22 protein-coding genes are annotated in these 21,788 nt (G+C 61.8%); 9 read left to right on the top strand and 13 right to left on the bottom strand.

Features of this window, described 5'->3' with window-relative positions; all coding sequences use genetic code 11:
- The first annotated feature begins 544 nt into the window (after positions 1 to 544).
- From MPC4_RS08330 to MPC4_RS08320, 3 genes are all read left to right on the top strand, one after another.
- Positions 545 to 1,903: a DEAD/DEAH box helicase gene (locus tag MPC4_RS08330; protein WP_174512110.1), complete on the top strand. Its 1,359-nt coding sequence runs from the start codon at positions 545 to 547 to the stop codon at positions 1,901 to 1,903.
- Positions 1,904 to 1,980: 77 nt separating this feature from the next.
- On the top strand, positions 1,981 to 2,622 hold the full coding sequence (gene maiA / locus MPC4_RS08325) for a maleylacetoacetate isomerase (protein ID WP_174512109.1): 642 nt from the start codon (positions 1,981 to 1,983) through the stop codon (positions 2,620 to 2,622).
- The gene (locus MPC4_RS08320; protein ID WP_174512108.1) at positions 2,619 to 3,122 is read left to right on the top strand and encodes a TspO/MBR family protein; all 504 of its coding nucleotides are present in this window, start codon (positions 2,619 to 2,621) and stop codon (positions 3,120 to 3,122) included. The genes maiA and MPC4_RS08320 overlap by 4 nt, the downstream gene beginning before the upstream one ends.
- Positions 3,123 to 3,126: 4 nt before the next feature.
- Here the strand turns inward: MPC4_RS08320 and MPC4_RS08315 are convergent, their stop codons facing one another.
- Both MPC4_RS08315 and MPC4_RS08310 read right to left on the bottom strand, forming a co-directional pair.
- The gene (locus tag MPC4_RS08315) at positions 3,127 to 4,170 is read right to left on the bottom strand and encodes a patatin-like phospholipase family protein (protein WP_174512107.1); all 1,044 of its coding nucleotides are present in this window, start codon (positions 4,168 to 4,170) and stop codon (positions 3,127 to 3,129) included.
- A gap of 17 nt (positions 4,171 to 4,187) precedes the next feature.
- A complete protein-coding gene (locus tag MPC4_RS08310) occupies positions 4,188 to 4,973 on the bottom strand; it encodes a 3-hydroxybutyrate dehydrogenase (protein ID WP_174512106.1) in 786 nt (261 codons plus the stop codon).
- Positions 4,974 to 5,135: 162 nt separating this feature from the next.
- Between MPC4_RS08310 and MPC4_RS08305 the strand changes: the two genes are divergently transcribed.
- Complete coding sequence (locus tag MPC4_RS08305) at positions 5,136 to 5,642, top strand: transcriptional repressor (RefSeq protein ID WP_174512105.1); 507 nt, start codon at positions 5,136 to 5,138, stop codon at positions 5,640 to 5,642.
- A gap of 29 nt (positions 5,643 to 5,671) precedes the next feature.
- On the opposite strand, the gene MPC4_RS08300 is transcribed toward MPC4_RS08305, so the two are convergent.
- Positions 5,672 to 6,253: a hypothetical protein gene (locus MPC4_RS08300; RefSeq protein ID WP_174512104.1), complete on the bottom strand. Its 582-nt coding sequence runs from the start codon at positions 6,251 to 6,253 to the stop codon at positions 5,672 to 5,674.
- Positions 6,254 to 6,552: 299 nt separating this feature from the next.
- On the opposite strand from MPC4_RS08300, the gene ispG reads away from it, so the two are divergent.
- Together ispG and MPC4_RS08290 are read left to right on the top strand one after the other, a co-directional pair.
- Positions 6,553 to 7,869, top strand: a complete 1,317-nt coding sequence (gene ispG, locus MPC4_RS08295) for a flavodoxin-dependent (E)-4-hydroxy-3-methylbut-2-enyl-diphosphate synthase (RefSeq protein ID WP_174512103.1) — start codon at positions 6,553 to 6,555, stop codon at positions 7,867 to 7,869.
- Between the two features lie 117 nt (positions 7,870 to 7,986).
- Positions 7,987 to 9,591 (top strand): outer membrane beta-barrel protein, encoded by a 1,605-nt coding sequence (locus MPC4_RS08290; protein WP_174512102.1) that lies wholly within the window; start codon positions 7,987 to 7,989, stop codon positions 9,589 to 9,591.
- A 31-nt stretch (positions 9,592 to 9,622) separates the two neighbouring features.
- Here MPC4_RS08290 and MPC4_RS08285 read toward each other — a convergent pair whose 3' ends face one another.
- Positions 9,623 to 10,303, bottom strand: coding sequence for a DUF1345 domain-containing protein (locus MPC4_RS08285; protein ID WP_174512101.1), 681 nt, complete (start codon positions 10,301 to 10,303; stop codon positions 9,623 to 9,625).
- A gap of 40 nt (positions 10,304 to 10,343) precedes the next feature.
- Entirely contained in the window at positions 10,344 to 11,273 is a 930-nt protein-coding gene (locus MPC4_RS08280; protein ID WP_174512100.1) for a polyprenyl synthetase family protein, read from the bottom strand.
- A 112-nt stretch (positions 11,274 to 11,385) separates the two neighbouring features.
- Between MPC4_RS08280 and mtgA the strand changes: the two genes are divergently transcribed.
- Positions 11,386 to 12,075, top strand: coding sequence for a monofunctional biosynthetic peptidoglycan transglycosylase (mtgA, locus tag MPC4_RS08275; RefSeq protein WP_134491972.1), 690 nt, complete (start codon positions 11,386 to 11,388; stop codon positions 12,073 to 12,075).
- 138 nt (positions 12,076 to 12,213) lie between these two features.
- Positions 12,214 to 12,402 (top strand): 50S ribosomal protein L32, encoded by a 189-nt coding sequence (rpmF, locus tag MPC4_RS08270; RefSeq protein ID WP_012589860.1) that lies wholly within the window; start codon positions 12,214 to 12,216, stop codon positions 12,400 to 12,402.
- 182 nt (positions 12,403 to 12,584) lie between these two features.
- Here the strand turns inward: rpmF and tal are convergent, their stop codons facing one another.
- The 8 genes from tal to MPC4_RS08230 all read right to left on the bottom strand — a co-directional run bounded on the left by tal (position 12,585) and on the right by MPC4_RS08230 (position 19,194).
- Complete coding sequence (tal, locus tag MPC4_RS08265) at positions 12,585 to 13,541, bottom strand: transaldolase (protein WP_174512099.1); 957 nt, start codon at positions 13,539 to 13,541, stop codon at positions 12,585 to 12,587.
- Positions 13,542 to 13,870: 329 nt separating this feature from the next.
- Complete coding sequence (locus tag MPC4_RS08260; RefSeq protein ID WP_174512098.1) at positions 13,871 to 14,227, bottom strand: hypothetical protein; 357 nt, start codon at positions 14,225 to 14,227, stop codon at positions 13,871 to 13,873.
- Between the two features lie 111 nt (positions 14,228 to 14,338).
- Entirely contained in the window at positions 14,339 to 14,755 is a 417-nt protein-coding gene (gene lanM / locus MPC4_RS08255; RefSeq protein ID WP_174512097.1) for a lanmodulin LanM, read from the bottom strand.
- 107 nt (positions 14,756 to 14,862) lie between these two features.
- The gene (gene tolA, locus MPC4_RS08250; RefSeq protein ID WP_174512096.1) at positions 14,863 to 15,732 is read right to left on the bottom strand and encodes a cell envelope integrity protein TolA; all 870 of its coding nucleotides are present in this window, start codon (positions 15,730 to 15,732) and stop codon (positions 14,863 to 14,865) included.
- Positions 15,732 to 16,187 carry a TonB system transport protein ExbD gene (exbD, locus tag MPC4_RS08245; protein ID WP_174512095.1) on the bottom strand — a complete coding sequence of 152 codons (456 nt, stop codon included), beginning with the start codon at positions 16,185 to 16,187 and terminating at the stop codon, positions 15,732 to 15,734. Before exbD ends, tolA begins: the two co-directional genes overlap by 1 nt.
- A gap of 4 nt (positions 16,188 to 16,191) precedes the next feature.
- Complete coding sequence (exbB, locus tag MPC4_RS08240; RefSeq protein WP_174512094.1) at positions 16,192 to 17,187, bottom strand: tonB-system energizer ExbB; 996 nt, start codon at positions 17,185 to 17,187, stop codon at positions 16,192 to 16,194.
- Positions 17,188 to 17,366: 179 nt separating this feature from the next.
- Positions 17,367 to 18,047, bottom strand: a complete 681-nt coding sequence (locus MPC4_RS08235; protein WP_174512093.1) for a Fe2+-dependent dioxygenase — start codon at positions 18,045 to 18,047, stop codon at positions 17,367 to 17,369.
- A 1-nt stretch (position 18,048) separates the two neighbouring features.
- A complete protein-coding gene (locus tag MPC4_RS08230) occupies positions 18,049 to 19,194 on the bottom strand; it encodes a PepSY-associated TM helix domain-containing protein (RefSeq protein ID WP_174512092.1) in 1,146 nt (381 codons plus the stop codon).
- A 199-nt stretch (positions 19,195 to 19,393) separates the two neighbouring features.
- Between MPC4_RS08230 and MPC4_RS08225 the strand changes: the two genes are divergently transcribed.
- Positions 19,394 to 21,742, top strand: a complete 2,349-nt coding sequence (locus MPC4_RS08225) for a TonB-dependent receptor (RefSeq protein ID WP_174512091.1) — start codon at positions 19,394 to 19,396, stop codon at positions 21,740 to 21,742.
- Positions 21,743 to 21,788: the final 46 nt, after the last annotated feature.

Genomic DNA, 21,788 nt, shown 5'->3' with positions numbered 1-21,788 from the left:
ACGCTCCGGGGTTTTTTCTGCCGGAAGTCTGAGCCCCCCTTCTGATGACGCCGATTCAGCCGGAGGGCTGGGGCGCGCGAGGAAGGCTGCCCGAGTTCGTTCTTCAAGTCAAATAATCGAGAGCAAATCAGTTGGCCGCTCCATGAGCTTTACGCGAGCCGCAGCTTCGGCTTCAGGCTGCATCGCTCCGGGCAGACGGCTGCTTCGTCATATATACTTCAAATACTACCTGAGCGGGCGGCATTTTATAATAGAGGCGCTACGCGACGGAAAGCGCCGGGGGGCGTGGATAATCTTTAAGAGAATCCTGTAAACTCCCGCGGTAAGCCGATCTGGCTTGACTTTTCTCTGCAAACCAGCGATAGAGCATCATCTGCCTAAGTGTAGATGTTGGCGCTCCGGTTGCGTGAAGGATAGCTTGCTATTCTCCTGTCGGGCGCACCAGCGCACTCCGCTCGACAGCCCAGGCACGCAGGGCGTCCAACCTATCTGAAGCCCACGCTCCGCCCAAAAGGCGGCCACGGGCTCATCGAAAGATCCCCCATTGCAAGATTTCTCCGGACTCGGCTTGGCCGCGCCCCTTCTCCTTGCCCTGAATAAACTCGGCTACACGGCGCCGACGCCCATTCAGGCGCAAGCCATCCCCCATCTCATGACGGGCCGCGATCTCGTCGGCATCGCTCAAACGGGCACGGGCAAGACGGCCGCCTTCGCCCTCCCCATCCTTCATCATCTCATCACTCATCCGCAACAGGCGCCGCGTGGCGGAGCCCGCGTTCTGGTGCTGAGCCCGACGCGCGAACTCGCCAGCCAGATCGCCGAGAGCTTCCGCAGCCTTGGCTCTGAAATGCAGCTTTCCGTCCAGGTGGTGTTCGGCGGCGTGCCGCATGGCGCGCAGATCAGGGCGCTGCAGCGCGGTCTCGATGTTCTCGTCGCAACGCCCGGCCGTCTCGTCGATCATCTTGACGCCGGCGCCGCGCATCTCGGCAAGACTGAATTTTTCGTGCTCGACGAAGTCGACCAGATGCTCGACCTCGGTTTCGTCAAATCGATCCGCCGCGTCGTCGGCACACTGCCGAAGCGTCGCCAGAATCTGTTCTTCTCGGCGACGATGCCAACCGAAATCGCCAAGCTCGCCGGCGAACTCCTCAATGATCCCGTCCAGGTCTCGGTCACGCCGGTGGCAAAGACGGCCGACCGGGTCAACCAGCAGGTGCTTTTCGTCGAGACCCATCGCAAGCGCGACGTTCTCGTCGATCTCTTGTCCGACGCCGGAATGGCGCGCACGATCATCTTCACCCGCACGAAGCGCGGCGCCGACAAGGTGACCCAGCATCTCGACGCGACAGGCATCGCGGCGGTCGCGATCCACGGCAACAAGAGCCAGAATCAGCGCGAACGCTCTCTCGCGGCTTTCCGCGCCGGGCGCGTGCGCGCTCTCGTTGCAACGGACATTGCCGCGCGCGGCATCGATATCGACGGCGTCACCCATGTCGTCAATTTTGACCTGCCGGAAGTTGCCGAAGCCTATGTTCATCGCATCGGGCGCACCGCCCGGGCGGGCGCGGAAGGCGTCGCGATTTCGCTTTGCGACGGCGCCGAGCGCGACCTTCTTCGCAATATCGAAAGGCTGACACGCCTTAACCTGCCGACGCAAGACCGCCGCGCGGCGCCCGGCTCGCCGGAGGCAAAGCCGCCCGCGCGGAGCGCAACCTCGCCGCGGCCGCAGCAGGACAGGCGTCCGGGCGCAGGCCCCTCGCGTCCGCAAGAACGCGGTTTCGGCGCGCGAAGCGCCGGCGCGCCGGGCTCGAATGGGCCGTCGGCGTCAAGGCCGCGTTATAATAGCGCAAGGCCGCAGGGCGAAAGACGGCGCGGCGATCGCGACGCCATCCAGCCGGCGTAAGCTTCCAGCGTTCGCCGCCGCTCACTGGAGCTCCATGCTGTTTCGTGGCAGCATGGAGCCGCTGGCGGAGAAGCTTTATGAAGATATTCACATTCTGGCGCTCACTCGCGAGTTTTCGCGTCCGCATCGGGCTTAATCTCAAGGGCCTGGCGCCCGAGCAGGTCTTCGTCGATCTTTTCAAGGGTCAGCATTGCGCGCCCGCCTATCTGGCGATCAATCCGCAGGGCCTGCTTCCGGCGCTCATCGAGGGCGAGGGGCCGCCATTGGTGCAATCCCTCGCCATTCTCGAATATCTCGACGAGACGCATCCATCTCCCCCGCTCCTGCCAGCCGACCCGCGCGGACGCGCAAGGGCGCGCGCGCTCGCGCAAATCGCGGCGGGAGACGCGCATTCGCTGGTGACGCCCCGCGTGCGCGGCTATCTCGCAGCTGAATTCGGCGTCGATGAAACCGGCCAGACGAAATGGGCGCATCATTGGCTGGGGCTCGGCCTGCAATCAATTGAAGAACATCTGACTCGCGAGAGCGAGACCGGCCTCTATTGTCACGGCGACACGGTGACCATCGCCGATATTTCGGTCGTCAGCGTCGCCGTCGGCCATCAGCTTTTCGGCGGCGCGCTCGACGCCTATCCAAGGCTTGCTGAAATCATCGATCGCTGCTTCCAACTCGAGGCGTTCAGCGCCGCTCACCCTCTGAAGCAGCCCGGCGCGCCATGAAAGACGCGCCGCTTCTGACAGGCGCCGCGCGCTCGCTGTTTCGTTTGGTCGCCTGCTTCGCGCTTTGCTATGTGATCGCGGCGATCGAAGGCGCGGCCACTGCGCCGCAGATTGCAGGCTGGTACGCAACGCTGGCAAAGCCGGCCTGGACGCCGCCGAACCTTGCTTTTCCGATCGCCTGGACCATCCTTTACGGGCTGATGGCGATTGCGCTCTGGCGGCTTTGGGACCGCGCCCCGGCATCGGCGGCGCGCCGGAGCGCCCTGATTTTATTCCTTGTTCAGCTGGCTCTCAACGCGAGCTGGTCGCCCGTCTTTTTCGGGCTCCACGCCATATGGGCCGGCTTCGCCATTATCCTGCTGCTGGTCGGAACGCTCGCGGCGACCATGTGGCAGAGCGCCAAGGCTGATCGGATCGCCGCCTTTCTGCTTGCGCCCTACCTTGCCTGGATCAGCTTCGCGGCGGCGCTGAACGGCGCTGTCGCCCTGCTCAATTCCTGAAGCGCTACCTATACGCCATGCGCAGATCGAGCGTCGCTTCGACGCCAATCTTCTCGTAATGCGCGCCGAGCCATTGTTTGCCCGCCTCGCGGCCAAATCCATGCAGCTTCTGGATCATGGACCAGGAGGCGTCGATTTTGGTCGAGGCCGCGAAGGGCTCAAGGAATTTCCCGCCGTCGATGCGATGCACGAGCGTGCGCATATATTGGTCGCCCGTCAGTCTGCCCTTGTCGATCAGCCTGTTGACGAAATCCATTGCGCGGAGTTCGCCCATCAGCGCGCCGTTGAATGTGATTTCGTTCAGGCGGTCCTGAATGTCGCGCGCGGACTTCGGCGTTTCATCGCGCTCGATGGGATTGATCTGCACGATCAATATATCGGGGCACGCGGTCTCGTAGAACAATGGAAAAAGCGCCGGATTGCCCATGTAGCCGCCATCCCAATAGGGGACGCCGTCGATCTCCACCGCCTGAAAAAGGAACGGCAGGCAGGCCGACGCCATCACATGATCCGCAGTCAGATCCTTGCCTTCGAAGATGGTGACCCTGCCGTTATGGACGTTCGTCGCCGTAACGAACAGCTTCAGCTCGGTCATGGCGCGCACTTTTTCAAAATTGATCATTTTGATCAGATGGTCGCGCAGCGGATTGATGTTGAGCGGATTGAACTCGTAAGGGCTCGCATAATGGGTCAGGAAATCCGTCCACCAGAAGGCAAGGCTGCGCTGCAGCGGCAGATCGCGGAAGAACATATGGATGATTTTTTGCTGCGCGGGAGAGAACGCCGCCGCGTCGCTGATCGAACGCCAGAATTTGGCGAGGCTCTTGCGCGCGCCCTTGCGGCCGCCTTCGAGATAACCCTCGGCAAAAACGACGGCGTTCATCGCGCCGGCGCTCGTTCCCGTGATCGCCTCCACGTCCAGCCGTTCGTCTTCGAGGATGGCGTCCAGCACGCCCCATGTGAAGGCGCCATGCGAACCGCCGCCCTGCAGGGCCAGGCTGATTTTTTTCTGGCCGTTCCAATCGTCCGGCGCGACGGATTCAGTCATGGCTTCCTCGATTCAGCTTATTCGGCCGTCCAGCCGCCGTCGATCGAGATATTGGCGCCAGTGATCTGGCAGGCCGCATCGGAGGTGAGGAAAACCGCGAGCGCGGCGACCTGTTCGACGGTTACGAATTCTTTGGTCGGCTGCGCCGTCAAAAGCACGTCATTGATGACTTGCTCGCGCGTCAGATGGCGCGCCGCCATCGTGTCCGGGATCTGTTTCTCGACGAGCGGCGTCCAGACATAGCCGGGCGAGATGCAATTGACCGTGGTTCCGAATTTGGCGAGCTCCAGCGCGGCCGTCTTGGTCAGGCCGTCGATGCCGTGCTTGGCGCTGACATAGGCCGATTTGAAGGGCGAGGCGACTTTCGAATGGGCCGAGGCGGTCGAGATGATGCGGCCCCATTTGCGCGCCTTCATGCCCGGAATCGCCGCGGCGATCGCATGGAAGGCGGCGGACAGATTGATCGCGATGATGAGGTTCCAGGTGTCGATCGGAAACTCCTCGATCGGCGCGACATGCTGGATCCCTGCGTTATTGACCAGAATGTCCACGCTGCCGAAGGCTTTCTCGGCGTCCGTCACCATCGCGCGAATTTCCTCGGGCTTCGTCATGTTCGCCGGCGAATAGCGCGCCTTGACGCCGAAATCCTTCTCGATCGCCGCCCGTTCGGCTTCGATCGCCGCCGCGTCGCCAAGGCCGTTGATCGTGACGTTGGCGCCCTCCTTGGCGAAGGCGCGCGCGATGGCGAGCCCGATGCCGCTGGTCGAACCGGTGACGATGGCGTTGCGCGTTTGCAGGGTCATGATGAACTCCGTGGTGAATGGGCGCGGATGGACTGGCGGGACTGCCGGGCTGACAATAAATCTATACCGGGTCGAAGATGATCTTACCAAGCGCGCTCCGGCGCGGAGTCGCCCCGGGGGCAGCCGGTCGCCTTACCTGCATAATTGCGATATATTACGGAGATGACAATTTTGCGCGCATCGCCCCCCCGCCTCGACCATCAGGATCATGACCATTCGAAAAAGCCCGATGGCGAGGCCGCCTTGAACGCGGCGCTGACACTATGCCGCCAGGAAGGCATCGCTTTGACTCCGAGCCGGCGCCGCATCCTCGAAATTCTGGCGCGCGAGAGACGCCCCCTCGGCGCCTATGATCTCATCGACCGCGTCGCGGATCTTACCGGAAAACGCCCCGCGCCGATTTCAATTTATCGCGCGCTGGATTTCCTGCTTGAAAACAGCCTCGTTCACCGGCTGGCCTCGCGCAACGCCTATCTCGCCTGCGGCCACGGCCACGCCCGTGAAACGCCGATCGCCTTTCTGATCTGCGACGTCTGCGGCGAAGTGGTCGAGGCCAATTCCGGCGCGCTGCGCGGCAGTATCGCGGAGCTGACCAGCGAGGCGCATTTCTTTCCGCGCGCGCAAGTCATGGAAGTGACAGGCCTTTGCCGGGCCTGCGCGGGGACGTGAGCGCGGCGCCGACTACAACAACAGCGACACTAATTGGCGTCGTTCCCTTTTTCGCAATGAAGAAATATTACGCCTTTGGGTGGCGGAAACGGGCCATTGTAACGAAGGCGGAAATTCGTAGCTCGTTTCTTCTTAAAGGCATCCTGATATTCTATTCGACCAAACAGATAAATTGCCTTCGCTCCATTATTTATGTCGCTAATTTCATTTTCGGTTAGCGACCGACGATACCATATTGTCTTTGACATCACGCTATTGGCACCTAAGCTAGCCGGAAACTTTTGCTCCAGTTTAGGCGCCACCAATTTTTCTTCGTTGAGCGGCTCAGCAATTTCCAAATCTGCCCAGCTCACGACATTGTAAGCTGGGGTTTGGCCACAATTCCGAAAGTTTAGAAGTACTCCTGGCTTGTTTTTATGTACCATTATAGGAGGCTCCAACATCGTCCCTTCGTAGATACACGCGTCATTTGGAAAGACATAGGCCCGTAATTGGCGACGACCGTTTCGTACCATGACAAACAGAGTGAAGATTAGTGCAATAAACTGAAGGAGCGCAGCAATCGTTGTTATTGCAGCGATCTTATCGCTAAGATGCCATTCGGATTCCATAAAATCGTCCTTGAGGGTACGAAGATGCTTTGTGACCCCTTGGAGACCCCAGATAAGCGCCAGAACTGGTGATCTCTGAAATTTACAGCACGGTATCGAAGATGACTGCCGCGACACAGCGTGTCAAAGGCGAATGGCTAAGGACAAGAACGCTTTGACCTTGCCTTGCGGCGCATCCAGCCTTGACGCCAAATCCATTTTTCGCCACGACTGTCGCGGCTCCGTCGGTTAGGATCGCGCCGCGCCGGCGGATGATCGCGCCTTGAGGCGCTTTCGAAAACTTCGGGAAACCGCCCCGCATGAGCTTGCTTCAAGAAACGCCCTTCGAAACAGCATCGGCCTCCTCCCGCTACGCTGACGCGCAGGAGGCGGGGCCGGCGCCGCGCCGGAACTCCGTCGGCGTCATGGTCGGATCGGGCGCGGCGGCCGTGCGCGTCGGCGGAGGCGCCCCAATCGTCGTTCAATCGATGACCAACACCGATACGGCCGACATTGACGCGACCGCCGCGCAGGTGGCCGCGCTGGCGAGAGCCGGCTCCGAACTCGTGCGCATCACGGTCGATCGCGACGAGGCGGCCGCCGCCGTGCCGTATATTCGCGACAAGCTCGCGCGTCAGGGCTGCTATGTCCCGCTCATCGGCGATTTCCACTATATCGGCCACAAGCTTCTCGCCGACCATCCGGCCTGCGCCGAGGCGCTCGACAAATACCGCATCAATCCGGGCAATGTCGGCTTCAAGGACAAAAAGGACCGCCAGTTCTCCGCCATCGTCGAAATGGCGATCAAGCACGGCAAGGCGGTGCGCATCGGCGCCAATTGGGGTTCGCTCGATCAGGAGCTTCTGACCGCCCTGATGGATGAGAACGCAAAAACAGCCGCCCCCGTCCCAGCCGACGCCGTGATGCGCGAGGCGATGGTGCAATCGGCGCTGCTCTCCGCCGCGAGGGCTGAGGAAATCGGGCTGCCGCGAGACAAAATTATCCTCTCGGCCAAGGTCTCCGCCGTACAGCAGCTGATCGCCGTCTATCGCACGCTGGCCCGCCGCAGCGACTACACGCTGCACCTTGGCCTCACCGAGGCCGGTATGGGCTCGAAAGGCATTGTCGCCTCCTCCGCCGCCCTCGGGATTCTGTTGCAGGAAGGCATTGGCGACACGATCCGCGTCTCGCTGACGCCGGAGCCCGGCGGCGACCGCACGATTGAGGTGAAGGTCGGTCAGGAAATCCTGCAAACCATGGGTTTTCGCACTTTCGTGCCGCTGGTCGCCGCCTGCCCCGGCTGCGGGCGCACCACCTCGACCGTATTCCAGGAACTCGCGCGCGACATCCAGACCTACATCCGCGATGAAATGCCGCTCTGGAAGACGCGTTATCCCGGGGTCGAGACGCTGAACGTCGCGGTCATGGGCTGCATCGTCAACGGACCCGGCGAATCGAAACACGCCGATATCGGCATCTCCCTGCCCGGAACGGGCGAAACGCCGACCGCCCCGGTTTTCATCGACGGTCAGAAGGCGATGACCTTGCGCGGCGAAGGCATCGCGGCCGAGTTCAAGACGATCGTCGACACCTATATCGAACGCCGCTTCGGCGGCGCGAAAAGCGCGGCGGAATAGACTCGAACACATCGCGGCTTGGTCGATTGGAGCCGACGCGAGGAGACGCTCGTGCGTTTTCCATTGCGCTCGCGCTGATCGTTGGCGATTGTCGTCATGGATCATCGGGGGTGATACATGAATCGCGCGCTTCTCGTCGCAGCAGTCGCCGCGTCGTCATTATTGCCGCCGGCGCCGTCATCGGCTGGCGAGGCGGCGCCGGCCGCTTTGTGGCAGGGCTTTTATGGCGGCGTGAACTGGGGCGTCGCGACGGGCGAGACCAAATGGTCTGATCCGGGCGGCATTCTTGCGGCGCGCACGCCACGCTACCCGGCTTCCTCCGGCCAGAACGGCCTCTTCGGCGGCGGACAGATCGGCTACAATGTCACCGTCGGCTCGTGGGTCGCCGGCCTTGAGGGCTCGGGCGCAGCTTCAAATCTCTTTGGCCACGCCATATGCGGCGGCGCTCTTGGCGCGCCGGATGGCCTGGGCTGGACCTGCGAATCGAACCTCCGCGCGCTTGGCGACGTGAGCGGACGTGCTGGCTACGCGGTCGGACGCGCGTTGATCTTCGGCAAGGCGGGCGCCGCCATTGCCAACGAGGCTTTCGCCGTTCCTGTCTTCGTCGAAAACCACAACGGCGTTCGCCCGGCAGGCGGCCAGACCCGTTTTGGCTGGGTCGTCGGCGCCGGCGTCGAATACGCTTTATGGCCGCATTGGTCGGTCAAGGGCGAGTTCGACTATTATGACTTCGGGCCCGGACAGATCGGCCTTTATGATCCCTATTACGGCGACGTCTCGCATGTGAGCATTCGCCACAGCGTGCAACTGTTCAAGCTCGGCCTCAACTATCGGTTCAACGACGAGGGGCCCGAGATATCCGCGCCCATGCTGCCGATACTTGGCGACGTCACTGGCGAGTTCGGCGGCCGATTCGGCGTAACGACCGGCTATTTCCAGAAAAACCTCTTCGCGTACTCGCCGATCCTGGTCTCGCGCCTTGCGTGGAATGATCTCAGCGCCGGGTCGATCGAGGGCTTCGCTCGCGTCGACCATAGCTCGGGCGTGTTCGTGAAAGGATTTCTTGGCGGCGGCAGCCTGTTCGGCAGCCATATGACCGACGAGGACTATCCGCCGGTTACGGAGCCTTATTCGAGGACGCTTTCGCAGCAGCAAAAAGGGAACAATTTCTCCGCCGTCGCTGATCTCGGCTATAGCGCGCTGCGCGGCGAGGGCTGGAAGATCGGCGGCTTCGTCGGATACAGTTACTACCAGCAGGCGCTCAATGCCTATGGCTGCGCTCAGGTTGCGAGTTCGCCGATATGCGCCCCATCGGACAATATTCCCGCCGGCCAACTCATATTGAGCGAAACGGAACATTGGAACTCGATTCGTCTCGGCCTCGCCGGCGACGTCATGCTAACCGATCGCGTCAAGCTCGCCGCCGAGGCGGCATGGCTGCCCTATACAAAATTCGGCGGCGTCGACAATCATTGGCTGCGTCCCGATATCAATCCGATGACCGAAACGGGGTGGAAAGGCGACGGCCTTCAGCTCGAGGCCTCGCTATCCTATTTTGTCACCGACCGCGTAAGCATCGGCGTCGACGGCCGTTATTGGTCGCTTCGCACGCCAACAGGCTATACGCAGTTTCCAAATTCGACCACGATCCAAAGAATGGATTTCAAATCCGGCCTCTATGGCGCGTTCGTGCAGATCGGCTACCATTTTGGCGGCCGCTGAAGAATGAGGCGCTTCAGAAGCGCGCCGTCGTTCAGATGAGCCCCGCCGCTATATTGATCGTGATCGCAAGCACCGCGCTATTGAAGAAAAACGACAAAATGGAATGCAACAGCGACACGCGGCGCATCTCCTTCGCCGTGATTTCGACGTCGGCGGTCTGCGACGCGACGCCGATAATGAAAGAAAAATAGAGGAAGTCGAAGTAATCGGGGTCATCGGTTCCCGGAAACTTCAGGCCGCCCGCCTCATGCGGCTCCTTGCCCGGCTCAGCGTCGAGTTCGTCGAAATATTCATGCGCATAATGCAGGGCATAGGTCAGATGGATGAAGGTCCAGGCGCTGATGATGGTCGCGGCCGCCAGCGTGACATGCAGGCTTTTGGTCATCCCCGACATGTCCTTGGTGGCGCCAAGCTGCGCCACAATCGCCCCCATGGAAGCGATCGCGGCTAAACTGGTCAGAACGAGGACGAGGAATCGTCCCTCATCGCTGGCCTTGGCGCGCCGGCGCATGGACTCCGGGGTAGAGGTGACGACAAGCACGGCCGAAAGAATAAAATAAAGCCATGTGCCGATATTCCACGCGATCAAAAGGCGCGTGGCCACCCGAAAATCGGATGGGAGGAGAAAAGCGACCAATATGCCCAGCGCAAGACCGGCGAAAAGGCGCGGATGGCCCCGGACTGTGAGATAGGGATAGTCTATCCGCACCATGGCCCGCCTCTTCCTGAAGCATCGGACGTCTTGACAGCCTTCAGCTGGCGCGCCGGGCGACAAAGCGCGCCGCCTCTTTGAGGATCATAGCGTCCGCGCCTTGCGAGAAGCAGTCCAGCGCGGCGATTGCCTCGGCCGCAAGTCTGTCGCGCCGCTCACGCGCGCCTTCAAGGCCGAGCGCCGCGACAAGAGTAGCCTTGTTGCGCCCGGCGTCCTTGCCGGCGCGTTTGCCAAGCACCGCCTCATCAGCTTCGACGTCGAGAATGTCGTCCGCAACCTGAAAGGCCGCGCCGAGGGCGAGGCCATAGGCTGAAAGCGCGGCCCTCGCCCTCGCGTCGGCGTTGCCGATGATGGCGCCGGCGATCACCGAAAAATGCAAAAGGGCGCCGGTCTTCATGGATTGAAGCCTGATCACGGCCTCCGTTGTATGCGCCGCTTGCGATTGTTCGGCCTCGAGATCGAGCACCTGTCCGCCGATCATGCCGCCGAAGCCGGCGGCGCGGGCAAGCTCCAGCACAAGCCCGGCGCGGATCGCCGCATCTTGATGGGTCGCAGGATCGGCGATCACGTCGAAGGCGTAGGTCAGAAGGCCGTCGCCGACGAGGATCGCGGTCGCTTCATCATAAGCCTTGTGCGTCGTCGGCCGTCCACGTCGCAGATCGTCATTATCGAGAGCGGGGAGATCGTCGTGAACCAGCGAATAGCAATGGATCATCTCGACCGCAGCGGCGGCGCGGAAAACGCCCTCGCCCTCAACTCCGAACAGCCGCGCCGTCTCGACGAGCAGGAAGGGGCGCAGGCGCTTGCCGCCGCCAAGGGTCGAATAGCGGATTGCGTCGAGGAGACGCGCGGGCCTTGCGATCTCACCGGGAAGCGTCGCCGCGCCAAGCAGGCGATCCAGAATATCCTCAGCGCCTTCCGCGACTGTCTTCAACCGCGTCTCGAATTCCGCCGCCGCGCCCTCAGTCATCGTCGCTTCATCCCACTCGCTGGCCGGGCGAACCCCGCCAAACCAATCGCGCCAAACCAATAAAGTTCAGGCTCGGCTTGCCCGATCGGAGAAGATCGGTCAAGGCTCGCGCATGGCGTCGCGGTTCAGCCGAGCTGGTTTTGTCGGCAAATTGTTCATCATCCTCACCCGGCTCGCTCTGGCGTTCGCGCTGGGCGTCGTCGCGCTGGCCTTCGCCTACCGCTATGTGACGCCGACGTCGACGCTGATGCTGGCGCGGGAGATTGAAGGCGAGCCGGTCCAGCGCCTCTATGTTCCGCTTGCTCAGATATCGCCCAATTTGCGCGCGGCGGTCATCGCGTCCGAAGATGCGTTGTTCTGCCGCCATCACGGGGTCGATTGGGGGGCGTTGCGGGAAGTGATCGACGACGCCGACGCGGACGGCCCCTCGCGCGGCGCCTCGACGATCACGATGCAGACGGCCAAGAACCTGTTTCTATGGCCTTGGCGCTCGGCCATCCGCAAGGCCATAGAAATCCCGCTGGCGCTGCTCATTGATTTCGTCTGGCCGAAGCGGCGCGTGCTCGAAATTTATCTGAACATCGCCGAATGGGGCGATGGCATTTTCGGCGCCGAGGCGGCGGCGCAGCGCTATTTTCAGAAAAGCGCCGACAGACTTGACCTCCGCCAGGCCGCCCTGCTCGCCTCCGCGCTGCCCAATCCCCGGCTGCGCGACCCAGCGCGTCCCAGCCGGCAGCTGAGCCGGCGCGCCGCGACCATCATCGCCCGCACTCGGAGCACGGACACGGCCTGCGTCAATTGAGGCCCCGGATCGAACCGAGTGGCGCTCTCGTGGCGATTTGAGATAGCCAGCGCGGTTTTTTCATTGTATGAGGCGCGTTAACACCTGAGTTCACGTCGAGCCGCAAGGTTCGCTTAACAGCTTTATCGAGACTGATCCATGGCCGTTCCGAAACGCAAAACCTCCCCCATGAAGCGCGGTTTCCGCCGCTCCGCCGATGCGCTCGCGGCCCCGACCTATGTGGAAGACAAGGATTCCGGCGAGCTGCGCCGTCCGCACCACGTCGATCTCAAGACCGGCATGTATCGCGGCCGCCAGATTCTGACGCCGAAAAACAAGGAAGCCTGAGCTTCTTTTCTACCGCGCCGGCGCCAGACCGCTACCGCTGTCTGGCACGGCGGGGCGAAGCGCCGAGCGGCTGTCTCAAGGACGTGCGGCGCAATGCTGAGGCAGGCCCGCTTTCACAGGACGGGCCGCGATTCATCTCAAGCTACGAATGAATCGCTCGCCCGTTGATCGCCTGAGCAGGCTCAGGCGACGGCGAGGAGCCGCTGCGACACGAGTTCGCGCAATGACCGCAGATCACGCGAGAACAGCCTGATCCCCTCCGCGAGCTTTTCCGTCGCCATCGCATCTTCGTTCAGGAGAAAGCGGAAGGTCTTTTCGTCGAGATCGAGTCTCGCCGGGGCCCGGCCGGCCGCGCTCGCGGGATCGAGCCGACGCTGCATTTCCCCGTGATCCCTCGCGAGATCGTCGAGCAATTGCGGCGAAATGGTCAATCGGTCGCATCCTGCCAAAGCTTCGATCTCGCCCTTGTTGCGGAACGAAGCGCCCATGATGACGGTCTTGACGTCGTAGGCCTTGTAATAAGCATAAATCTGCTTGACCGAGAGAACGCCGGGATCGGTTTCGGCCGTATAGGTCTTGCCTTCGGTCTTGACGTGCCAGTCGAGAATGCGGCCGACGAAAGGCGAGATTAGGAATGCGCCTGCGTCGGCGCACGCGGCCGCCTGCGCCAGCGAGAAGATCAAGGTCATGTTGCAGTCGATCCCTTCGGCCTGAAGGATCTCGGCCGCCCTGACGCCTTCCCAGGTCGCGGCGATCTTGATGAGGATGCGCTCGCGCCCGACGCCGCGCCTCTCATATTCGGCGATGATCTCCCGCGCCTTCGCCACCGTGCCTTCTATGTCGAAGGAGAGGTCCGCGTCGACTTCCGTCGAGACCCGGCCCGGAACGATTTTGGTCAGCTCCTCGCCGAAATTGATCGCCAGCCGATCCGCCACCTCGCTTGTCAGATGATTGTGGCTGCGTCCCCAGACGATCGCTTCGGACAGCAGCGGCGCATAGGCCTCGAGCTGAGCGGCTTTCAGAATAAGGGTTGGATTCGTGGTCGCGTCCACGGGCGCGAAGGCGCGCACAGCCTCCATGTCGCCGGTATCGGCGACAACCGTGGTCATGGCTTTCAGTTGATCGAGCTTTGAGGGCATTGGCCTTCCGATGTCGCAGGCGTTTGAATAGACGCTTTATATCGCAAGGCTCTTTCGAGCGCATCGCCTGTTTGACAATGGCCAAACACAAAGAAGGCGTCGATCAAGGCGCATCACGGCGGCTCTCCTTTGGCGCTGATCGCGGCGAGAGACGCCGCTTGAGGAAGACGGCTCCGCTCCGGCGCGAAGTCCGCGACACCGGCCAGCGCCGCCCGGAAAATCATTTAATTAATCGATCAATTTCAGAAGAACAATGAATTATACAGATTGGATTTCCCGCCCTATTTATTGGTCATGAAACGGGTGGAACCAACCCATCCCGATCAGAATTAGCGTTCTCGCCCATAGCCCAACTCGCCGAAATCACGCGCCTTTTTGCCGTGTTCAAGCGAGTCGCGAACAGGAGAAAAATTATGATTGGATTGCGCAAAATCACCACTGGCGGCTTCGCCGTCGCCATGATTGAACTCGCCTTCGCTGCAGCGTCCCCGCACGCCCTGGCTTTCGGCATTATCCCCACTGATGGCAAGAGGTGGGCGACCATTCTCACCCAGGAGAATGAAGGATATCCAAATCCGGCGGGCGACAGCCGCTGCGCTTTGGCGAGCCGACCGGTCGTTGACGCACACGGCCATTTTATGGGCTATCACACGTTCAACGTCTGTAAATGAAAAAATTGAGAACAAATAGACAACATCCAGAACGCGCGCCGGCGGCTGCGGGCCTTTGCTCTGATCAACGCGACAATCTGGAGAGACGGAGCCAGACGGCGTGAACGCCGTCTGGACAATGCCAAACTAGTCGATGAGGCGCTTCAGGGCGCGCCCGGCCTTTGATTTCATTTCCTTGGCGTCGAGCGTGCCTTCATTATCGACGTCCGCCTTCTTGAACAGATCTTCGACGATGGCGAGATATTCGTCCTTGCTCAGCGTCCCGTCATTGTCGGGGTCCGCCGCCTTGAACTCTTTCTTGCCGATCACCCTTTTGACTTCCTTGCTGTCCAGCGTGTCGTCGGAATCCTTGTTCAGTTTGTCGAATTGCGCGCCCGCAGCGTCCTTCACCTCAGCGAGATCGAGGGTTTTGTCGCTATCCTTGTCATATTTCGACACCACATCGGAGGCGGCCAATGCAGCCGGCGCCGAATGCAGGACAAGCACAGCCGCCAACAGACCGCAGCAGGAGATTTTTGCGAAAATCGAGCTCTTATCCAGCATTCTTACTACTCCGTTTACGATGCATTCAGGCAGGATCGACACCGCCTTCAGCCGAGGGTCAGCCTCGTATCGGAGACTATAGCAACGCGCAGATTGAGCCAATCCCGTCATTGCTGACGGAAATTGACCGGCACGGTCAGCGTGATGCGGCTCCCGGAAACGTCCGCCGGCGGCGGCGGAAAGGGGCTGGCGCGATGGGCAATCGCCACCGCCTCCGAGTCGAGGGCGGATGAGCCAGAACTCCGCACGAGGCTCGCCGAAACAAGGCGCCCCGACCGGTCGATGGAAAAGCTGATCGTCGCCGCCCCGCTCGCGCCCTGCGCCGAGGGCGGATAGCGTTTGTTGCGATTGAGTTGCGCCGAGACGAGACTGCGCCACGCGCCGGCCGACATGGTCGAGCCCGCCGCCCCTTGCGAGGCCTGGCCCGGGGCGCCGGCGCTCTGGCGGGCGGGCGCGCTGGTGCGCGCGGCGCGAGGCCCCGGCTCCCGCTTCGTCTCCGGCTTTGGACGCTCCTCGGTTTTCTTCTTGGGCTTTGCTTCGACTTTGGGCTTGGCCTCCACCTTCGGTTTCGGTTCGGCCTTGGGCTTTGGCTCGACGATGGGCTTTGGCTCCGGCTTGTCCGGCGCAACCAGCACCGCGTCGGCCTTTGGCGCGGGGGCAAGATCAGGAACCGGCGGCGCCGGCGGCGGCTCGGCCGCCTCGGGTTGGGGCTCCGGCGTCGGCTCCGGCTCCGCCTCCTTCATTTCCGGCCCCGGCGGGACTTCCGCCACGGGCGCCGGCTGCGCCACCCCCATCGGCGGAAGCTCGATCAGAATCGCGGATTCCGGCGTCCCGCCAAGGTCCGGCGTCTCGAACCTCCGGCTCAGCCAGTAAAACAGGCCCGCATGAACAAGAACGATCACCGCCGCCGCGAGAGTCCACCGCCAGCGGGAGGGTTTCTCATCCGGCGGCAAAACGAGATGAACGTGCATCGTCATCAATGGGCGCCCGCTGGTTTTGCGTCAGAAGGCGCGGCCGAATCAGCCTCGAGGCCGACGAGACCGATCTTCAGGTAGCCCGCGGCCCGAAGAAGATTCATAGCCCCCATCACGTCGCCGTAAGAGACGCTCTTGTCGGCGCGCACGAATACGCGGCTGTCCTTTTCGCTCTTCGTCTGCGCATCGAGGGCGGCGGCGAGCCCGTCCCGCGTCACGGGGTCTTCCCCGAGCGCGAGCGACAGATCGGGCTTGATCGTCAGAAACAAAGGCTTGTCCGGCCGCTGCGCAGGTTCGGCCGTGGAGGCCGGCAGATCGACATTGACGTCCACTGTCGACAGCGGCGCGGCGACCATGAAAATGATCAAAAGGACGAGGATGACGTCGATAAAAGGCGTGACATTGATCTCGTGATTGATCTCGAGATCATCGTCGCTGGAGGACAGCCGCACAGCCATCGGCTTACTCCGCCGAACGGCGCATGGCGATTACATGCGCCTCATCTTTTGCGGGCGCGGCGGGCGTCCGGTCGGCGTCGCGGCGGTCGAGATCGCGGGACACATGGCGGAGAACCTCCGCCGAGGCGTCGCCGAGCCGCGCCTTGTAGCCCGTGATGGCGCGCGCAAAGCCATTGTAAATCATCACGGCGGGAATGGCGGCGACAAGTCCGGTCGCGGTTGCGAGCAAGGCTTCGGCGATGCCGGGCGCGACCACGGCCAGATTGGTGGTGTGCGTCTTTGATATGCCGATGAAGCTGTCCATGATGCCCCAGACCGTGCCGAAAAGTCCGACGAAAGGCGCGGTCGAACCGATCGTCGCGATGATCGCCGTGCCGCGCGCCATCTTGCGCCCGGCATGGGCTTCAAGACGCGACAGCAAGGCGGCGACGCGCTCTTTCACGCCTTCGGCCGGCAGACCGCTTGAACGCTCCTCTTCGCCAACCGCGGCGCGAACGAACCGGGCGACCGGAGTGGCGGACTCTGCGAAGGATGCCTCGGCGGCGGAAAGGCTCGCGGCGCCGGCGAGCGTCTTGAGGTCGCGCCGCGCTGATCGCTGGGCGGTCCAGAGCTCGAGGGTTTTCGCCAGCCAGATCGTCCAGGTGACGAGCGAAGCAAAGGCGAGCCCCGACATGACCAGCTTCACGATCAAATTAGCGTGGAGGAACATGCCCCATGGCGACAGATCGTTCGGCAGGGCCGACGGCAAAGATGCATCGGCAGGGGGCGCAAGCCTGACGGATTCGTCGGCCGCCTTCGCGCCTTGGGGGGATTCCACCGCCGCGGCGGCCGAAGGCGGAGACTCCACGGTTGGAGCAGGAACGGCCGCCACGGGATCGATCGTCCCGGCCGGCGTTTGCGCCAGCGCCGATCCTGCGAACAGGCTTAAAGTCAGGGCCGCCGCTGCGAGAATCTTGCGGGAACGATCAATGGAGGGCCAAGCTGCTGATCTAAGCCTCATGTTATTTTCGGCCGACATCATAGAATAATTCCTCCCAGAGTATAGAATAATTCCCGGTTGAAGGCGCATGATCCAATTCTGGTCGGATCGGCGGACATCCCAAGCCAGCACATCATGCAGACTCCCAAATAACAATGCGAAGCTATGACCCGGCCATCCTTGCGGAGCGGGCGATAAACTTACACCTCGGACCATTGCCGAAGCAAATTATGATAAGTCGCAGTCAATGAGACCAGCGCCGGATTTCCCGGGACGTCGCGCGTCAATTGAATGATCGCGGCGTCGAGTTCGAACAGAATGGAGCGCCGTGTCTTATCGGGAATGAGGCTCTGAATCCAGAAGAAGGATGCGACGCGCCCTCCCCGTGTAATCGGCGCGACCTCATGCCGGCTGTCGGCGGGATAGACGATGAGATCGCCGGCCGGAAGTTTGACCGAGTGATTGCCGTAAGTGTCTTCGATAATCAATTCGCCGCCGTCATATTCGTCCGGGTCGCTGAGGAACAAGGTCGCCGATATGTCGGTGCGGATGCGGACCCCGCCATCCGCCGATTGCCGGATGGCGTTATCGACGTGAAGCCCAAATCCCATTCCGCTCTCATAGCGGTTGAACAACGGCGGAAAGACCGTATGCGGCAGCGCCGCCGAGATGAAAAGAGGGGAACGATGCAGGGCGCGCAGGATCATGACGCCGAGTTCCTGATGTTCGGCGCCGCCCTCCGGCAATTGCAGGTTGTTTTTCACCTGCCGCGACTGGTGACCCGCCGTGACGCGCCCGTCGACCCAGGCGGCGCGCTGCATCGCCTCGCGACAGCGCGCAAGTTGATCCTTGTCGAGAACGTTTTCGATGTGAACGATCATGTCAGCCTCGCGGTTCGAGGGAGGAGAGGTCGGACGCGGCGCGGCGCGCGCCCTTCTGCGCGGAAAGCAGGGCTTGCGTTTTCGGCTGGCAGCGGCGCAGCCACATCAAAAGCCCGGTCGCAAAAAACAGCGTCGGCGCAAAGCCGCAAACGACGACGATCAAGCTCCAGACCGGGCCATGCGATCGGCCCTCATGGATGCGCCGCAGCAAGGCGAGGAGCCCGTCGCCCGCCGCGATGGCCTGAACGGTGACGGCCCCGGATGCGTCATCGACGAGCACGGTCTGCGTCGCGCCGGTCCGCGTCGCCGCCGTCACGCGCCAGAATTTTCCCTGAAGCGTCGGCGGCGTCAGCGAGACCGGCTTCAATCCTTCGCCGGTCTGCATCGCAAGGTCCACCACGCGCTGCGGATCCTGCGAAGGCTGGCGCATCGAGCCCCCGGAGGCTGGACGCGGCGCCCGTGGCGCGACCTCGGCGAAAAGGCCGATCGTCGCGCGCGTCGCCAGCGGAAAGCCGAGCGTGACGCCGGTCAGCGCCATCGCCCCCAAAGGCGCGGCGATCCAGAAGCCCATCATATGATGGAGGTTTGAACTCAGCGCTGGACCGCGCCGCCAGCGCAGCAGCCGGAGAAAGCCGACAGACGGCCGACGCCAGAGCCAGAGGCCGGTCAGCACCATCGTCAGAAGCGCGGCGCCTGCCCAGCCGACAATCTGCCTCCCGAAGGAAGGGGGAAGCATCAGATTGGCGTGCAGCGCATGCGCGAGGCCAATAAGGCCGCCGCGGAGATCGGCAATGTCGAGAACGCGGCCGGTCGGCGGATCGAGATAGGCGAGGCGCGCCTGTTCCGGAAAAGCGCCGCCGCGCAACAGAGCGGTGACAGGCGCCCCCTCCATCCGAGGCCAGCGCAGGCCCATGACGCGCGCGCCTGAAGCGGCCGCCGCCGCGCTGCCGAGATAGACGCCGGCCGGCTGACCGGCCACTGCGCCCGTCACCGCGTAGCGGGATGGAAAGGCCCAGCGATCCACCTCCGGCGCAAAAACGAGGATGACGCCGGTAAGGCCGATCGGAACCATCAGAAAGGCCAATCCAAGACCGAACCAAAGATGGATCTGGCGCCATATCGACCGGCTGAGAAATGGACGAACCATGATGTTGTCGCGAGTCCCTGTAAATCAATACGGACTCAGTATCAGTTTATTATGTCGAAAATCAAGCTACTCGTTGTTTACAATTGTTCTAATTTGAAAGTTACGCGGCTTTATTGCGACTCATTTGCTTAGATGATAGTAATATTTATCAGTATATACCTTAGATTAAATCTAAACTGGATATATGGGAGTCTTCATCATGAACACAGGGCCTGCATCTGAATTATCCGGCTCCCAGCGCAAGCCCCAATCCAGTTCTACTTCTGGATTCATTCTAGCCAAGGCGCGGCGGCCCATCGCGCACGCCGCCGTCAGCCTTGCTTCAGTCATGCTCGCGGACGCGGCGCTCGCGCAGGACGCCGCAGCCCCGGAGGGAGACCCGATTGCGCTTGAACAGGTCGACGTGAGCGGCCAGGGCCAGGGCGGCGGCTCCGATTACAATCCGCGCACGCTCGGCCTGAAGCGCATTGCGACGCCGATCCTCGACACCCCGCAAAGCATCACCGTCGTCCCGCAGCAGCTCATTCAGGACCAGAAGGATTCCACCGTGGTCGAGGCGCTGCACAATGTGCCGGGCGTCACCTTCTTTGGCGGCGAGGGCGGCACGCAGGGTGATAATGTCTCGATCCACGGCTATACGGCGCGCAATGATTTCTACCGCGACGGCGTGCGCGATCCGGGCTGGTACACGCGCGACACATTCAGCATCCAGGAAATAGAGGTGCTAAAAGGTCCGGCGTCATTCCTGTTCGGCCGCGGCTCAACCGGCGGCGTCATCAACATGACGAGCAAGCTGCCGGTCTTCACGAATTTCACGACCGTCGAAATGTCGGGCTATACGGCTCCCGGCGCCCGCGTCACCGCCGATATCAACCGCACATTCGCCGATACGGCCGCGCGCATCATTCTGCTCGGCAACGACACCGATGTCGCCGGTCGCGACCATATCAATACGAAGCGCATCGGCGTCGCGCCTTCGATCACGATGAACATGACCCAGGACACGCGGGTCACGCTCAGCTACGTCTATCAGCGGGACGACAATATCCCCGATTACGGCATTCCCCTCCTGCCGGCGGCCTATTTCGGCACGCCCTACGGCAAGCCGGCGCCGGTTGCCGCCAACACTTATTATGGCCGATTGAGCAGCGGCTTTTCCGACGCCGAAAAAGTCAGCGTCAACATCGTCACCGCCCGCATCGAACATGACTTCAACGCCGATTGGCAGGGCAGCAACGTCACGCGCTATTCCTACGTCGACCGCTTCGTCCGCATCCGCGGCGTGCAAACCAACACCGGCGTTCCATATGCAACCGCCGTCGGCGGCAGCGCGCTGACCAGCGCTCAATTGTTCAATTTCCCGCTCGACAGTCTTTACTATCAAAATACGAATGATTTTCAGAACCACACACAAAATTCGCTGCTCACCAATCAAAGCGATCTCGTCGGGCATTTCGATACAGGCTTCCTGCGCCATACGATCCTCGCCGGCCTCGAACTGTCGCAGGAGACGCGGGATCAATATCGCACCAACATCATCGGCGGCGATCGCGTCAACATCGGCGAACCCAATCCCTACCCGGTCAATCCCGGCTACCCCAATCCGACCAGCACAGATCAATACTCTCTCGCTCGAACGATCGGCGTCTACGCGAATGATCAGGTCAAGATCGGTCCATATTTTGAAGTTCTCGGAGGCCTGCGTTTCGACGATTTCAAAATCTGGCAGAATTACGGGACGGTGAACACCGGCAGCAAGGTCTTCATCTCGCAAGTCAATGCGGCGACCCCCTACAACATAAACAGTGACACGAATTTTCTGAGCTGGCGCGCCGGCGGCGTGTTCCATCCGGTCCCGAACGCCAGTATCTATTACATCTATGGAACGTCCTTCGACCCTTCGAGCGAGTTTTTGACCCTCTCGGGCGGCCAGCAGAACCTGCAACCGACCACCAATCAAAACATGGAGCTTGGCGCCAAGATCGACCTGCTCGAAAGCCGCCTTAGCCTGACAGGCGCTCTGTTTCAGGTGACGCAGGAAAACGCCGTCGAAACCGTCAACGCCGCGGCGGGCCTTTATGCGCAGATCGGCAAAACGCGGGTTCAGGGCGGCGAGATCGGCGTCGCCGGCAAGATCACCGACGCCTGGAGCATTTTCGGCGGCTACACCTATATGGACGGCAGGGTGCTCGCCAGCGGAACGACAGCCGCCGGCGCCTTCATCTCGCCTCCCGGCAACAAGCTTCCCAACGTGCCGCGCAACACCTTTACAGTGACAAGCAGCTACGCCATCACCGCCGCGTTAACCGCCGGCGCCAGCGCCTATTTCGTCGACTCGCGCTACACCAATTCCGCCAATACCGGGTGGGTCCCGGGTTATTGGCGCTTCGACCTGTTCGGATCATATAAGATCGACGAACATTTCTCGGTGCAGGCGAACATTTACAATATCGCCGACACGAAAAACTTCGAGACGATTTCAGGCTACGGCTCGGCGACGCCGGGGCCGGGGCGATCGGCCGTCCTCACCGCCAAAATGACCTTCTGAAGCGCCGCGGGAAAAAGCGCTCTCGGCTCGATCCCGCGCCGCCTTC

It is taken from the genome of Methylocella tundrae (assembly GCF_901905185.1).
Classification (GTDB): Bacteria; Pseudomonadota; Alphaproteobacteria; order Rhizobiales; family Beijerinckiaceae; genus Methylocapsa; species Methylocapsa tundrae.
This window is presented reverse-complemented; position numbering and strand designations above follow the sequence as displayed.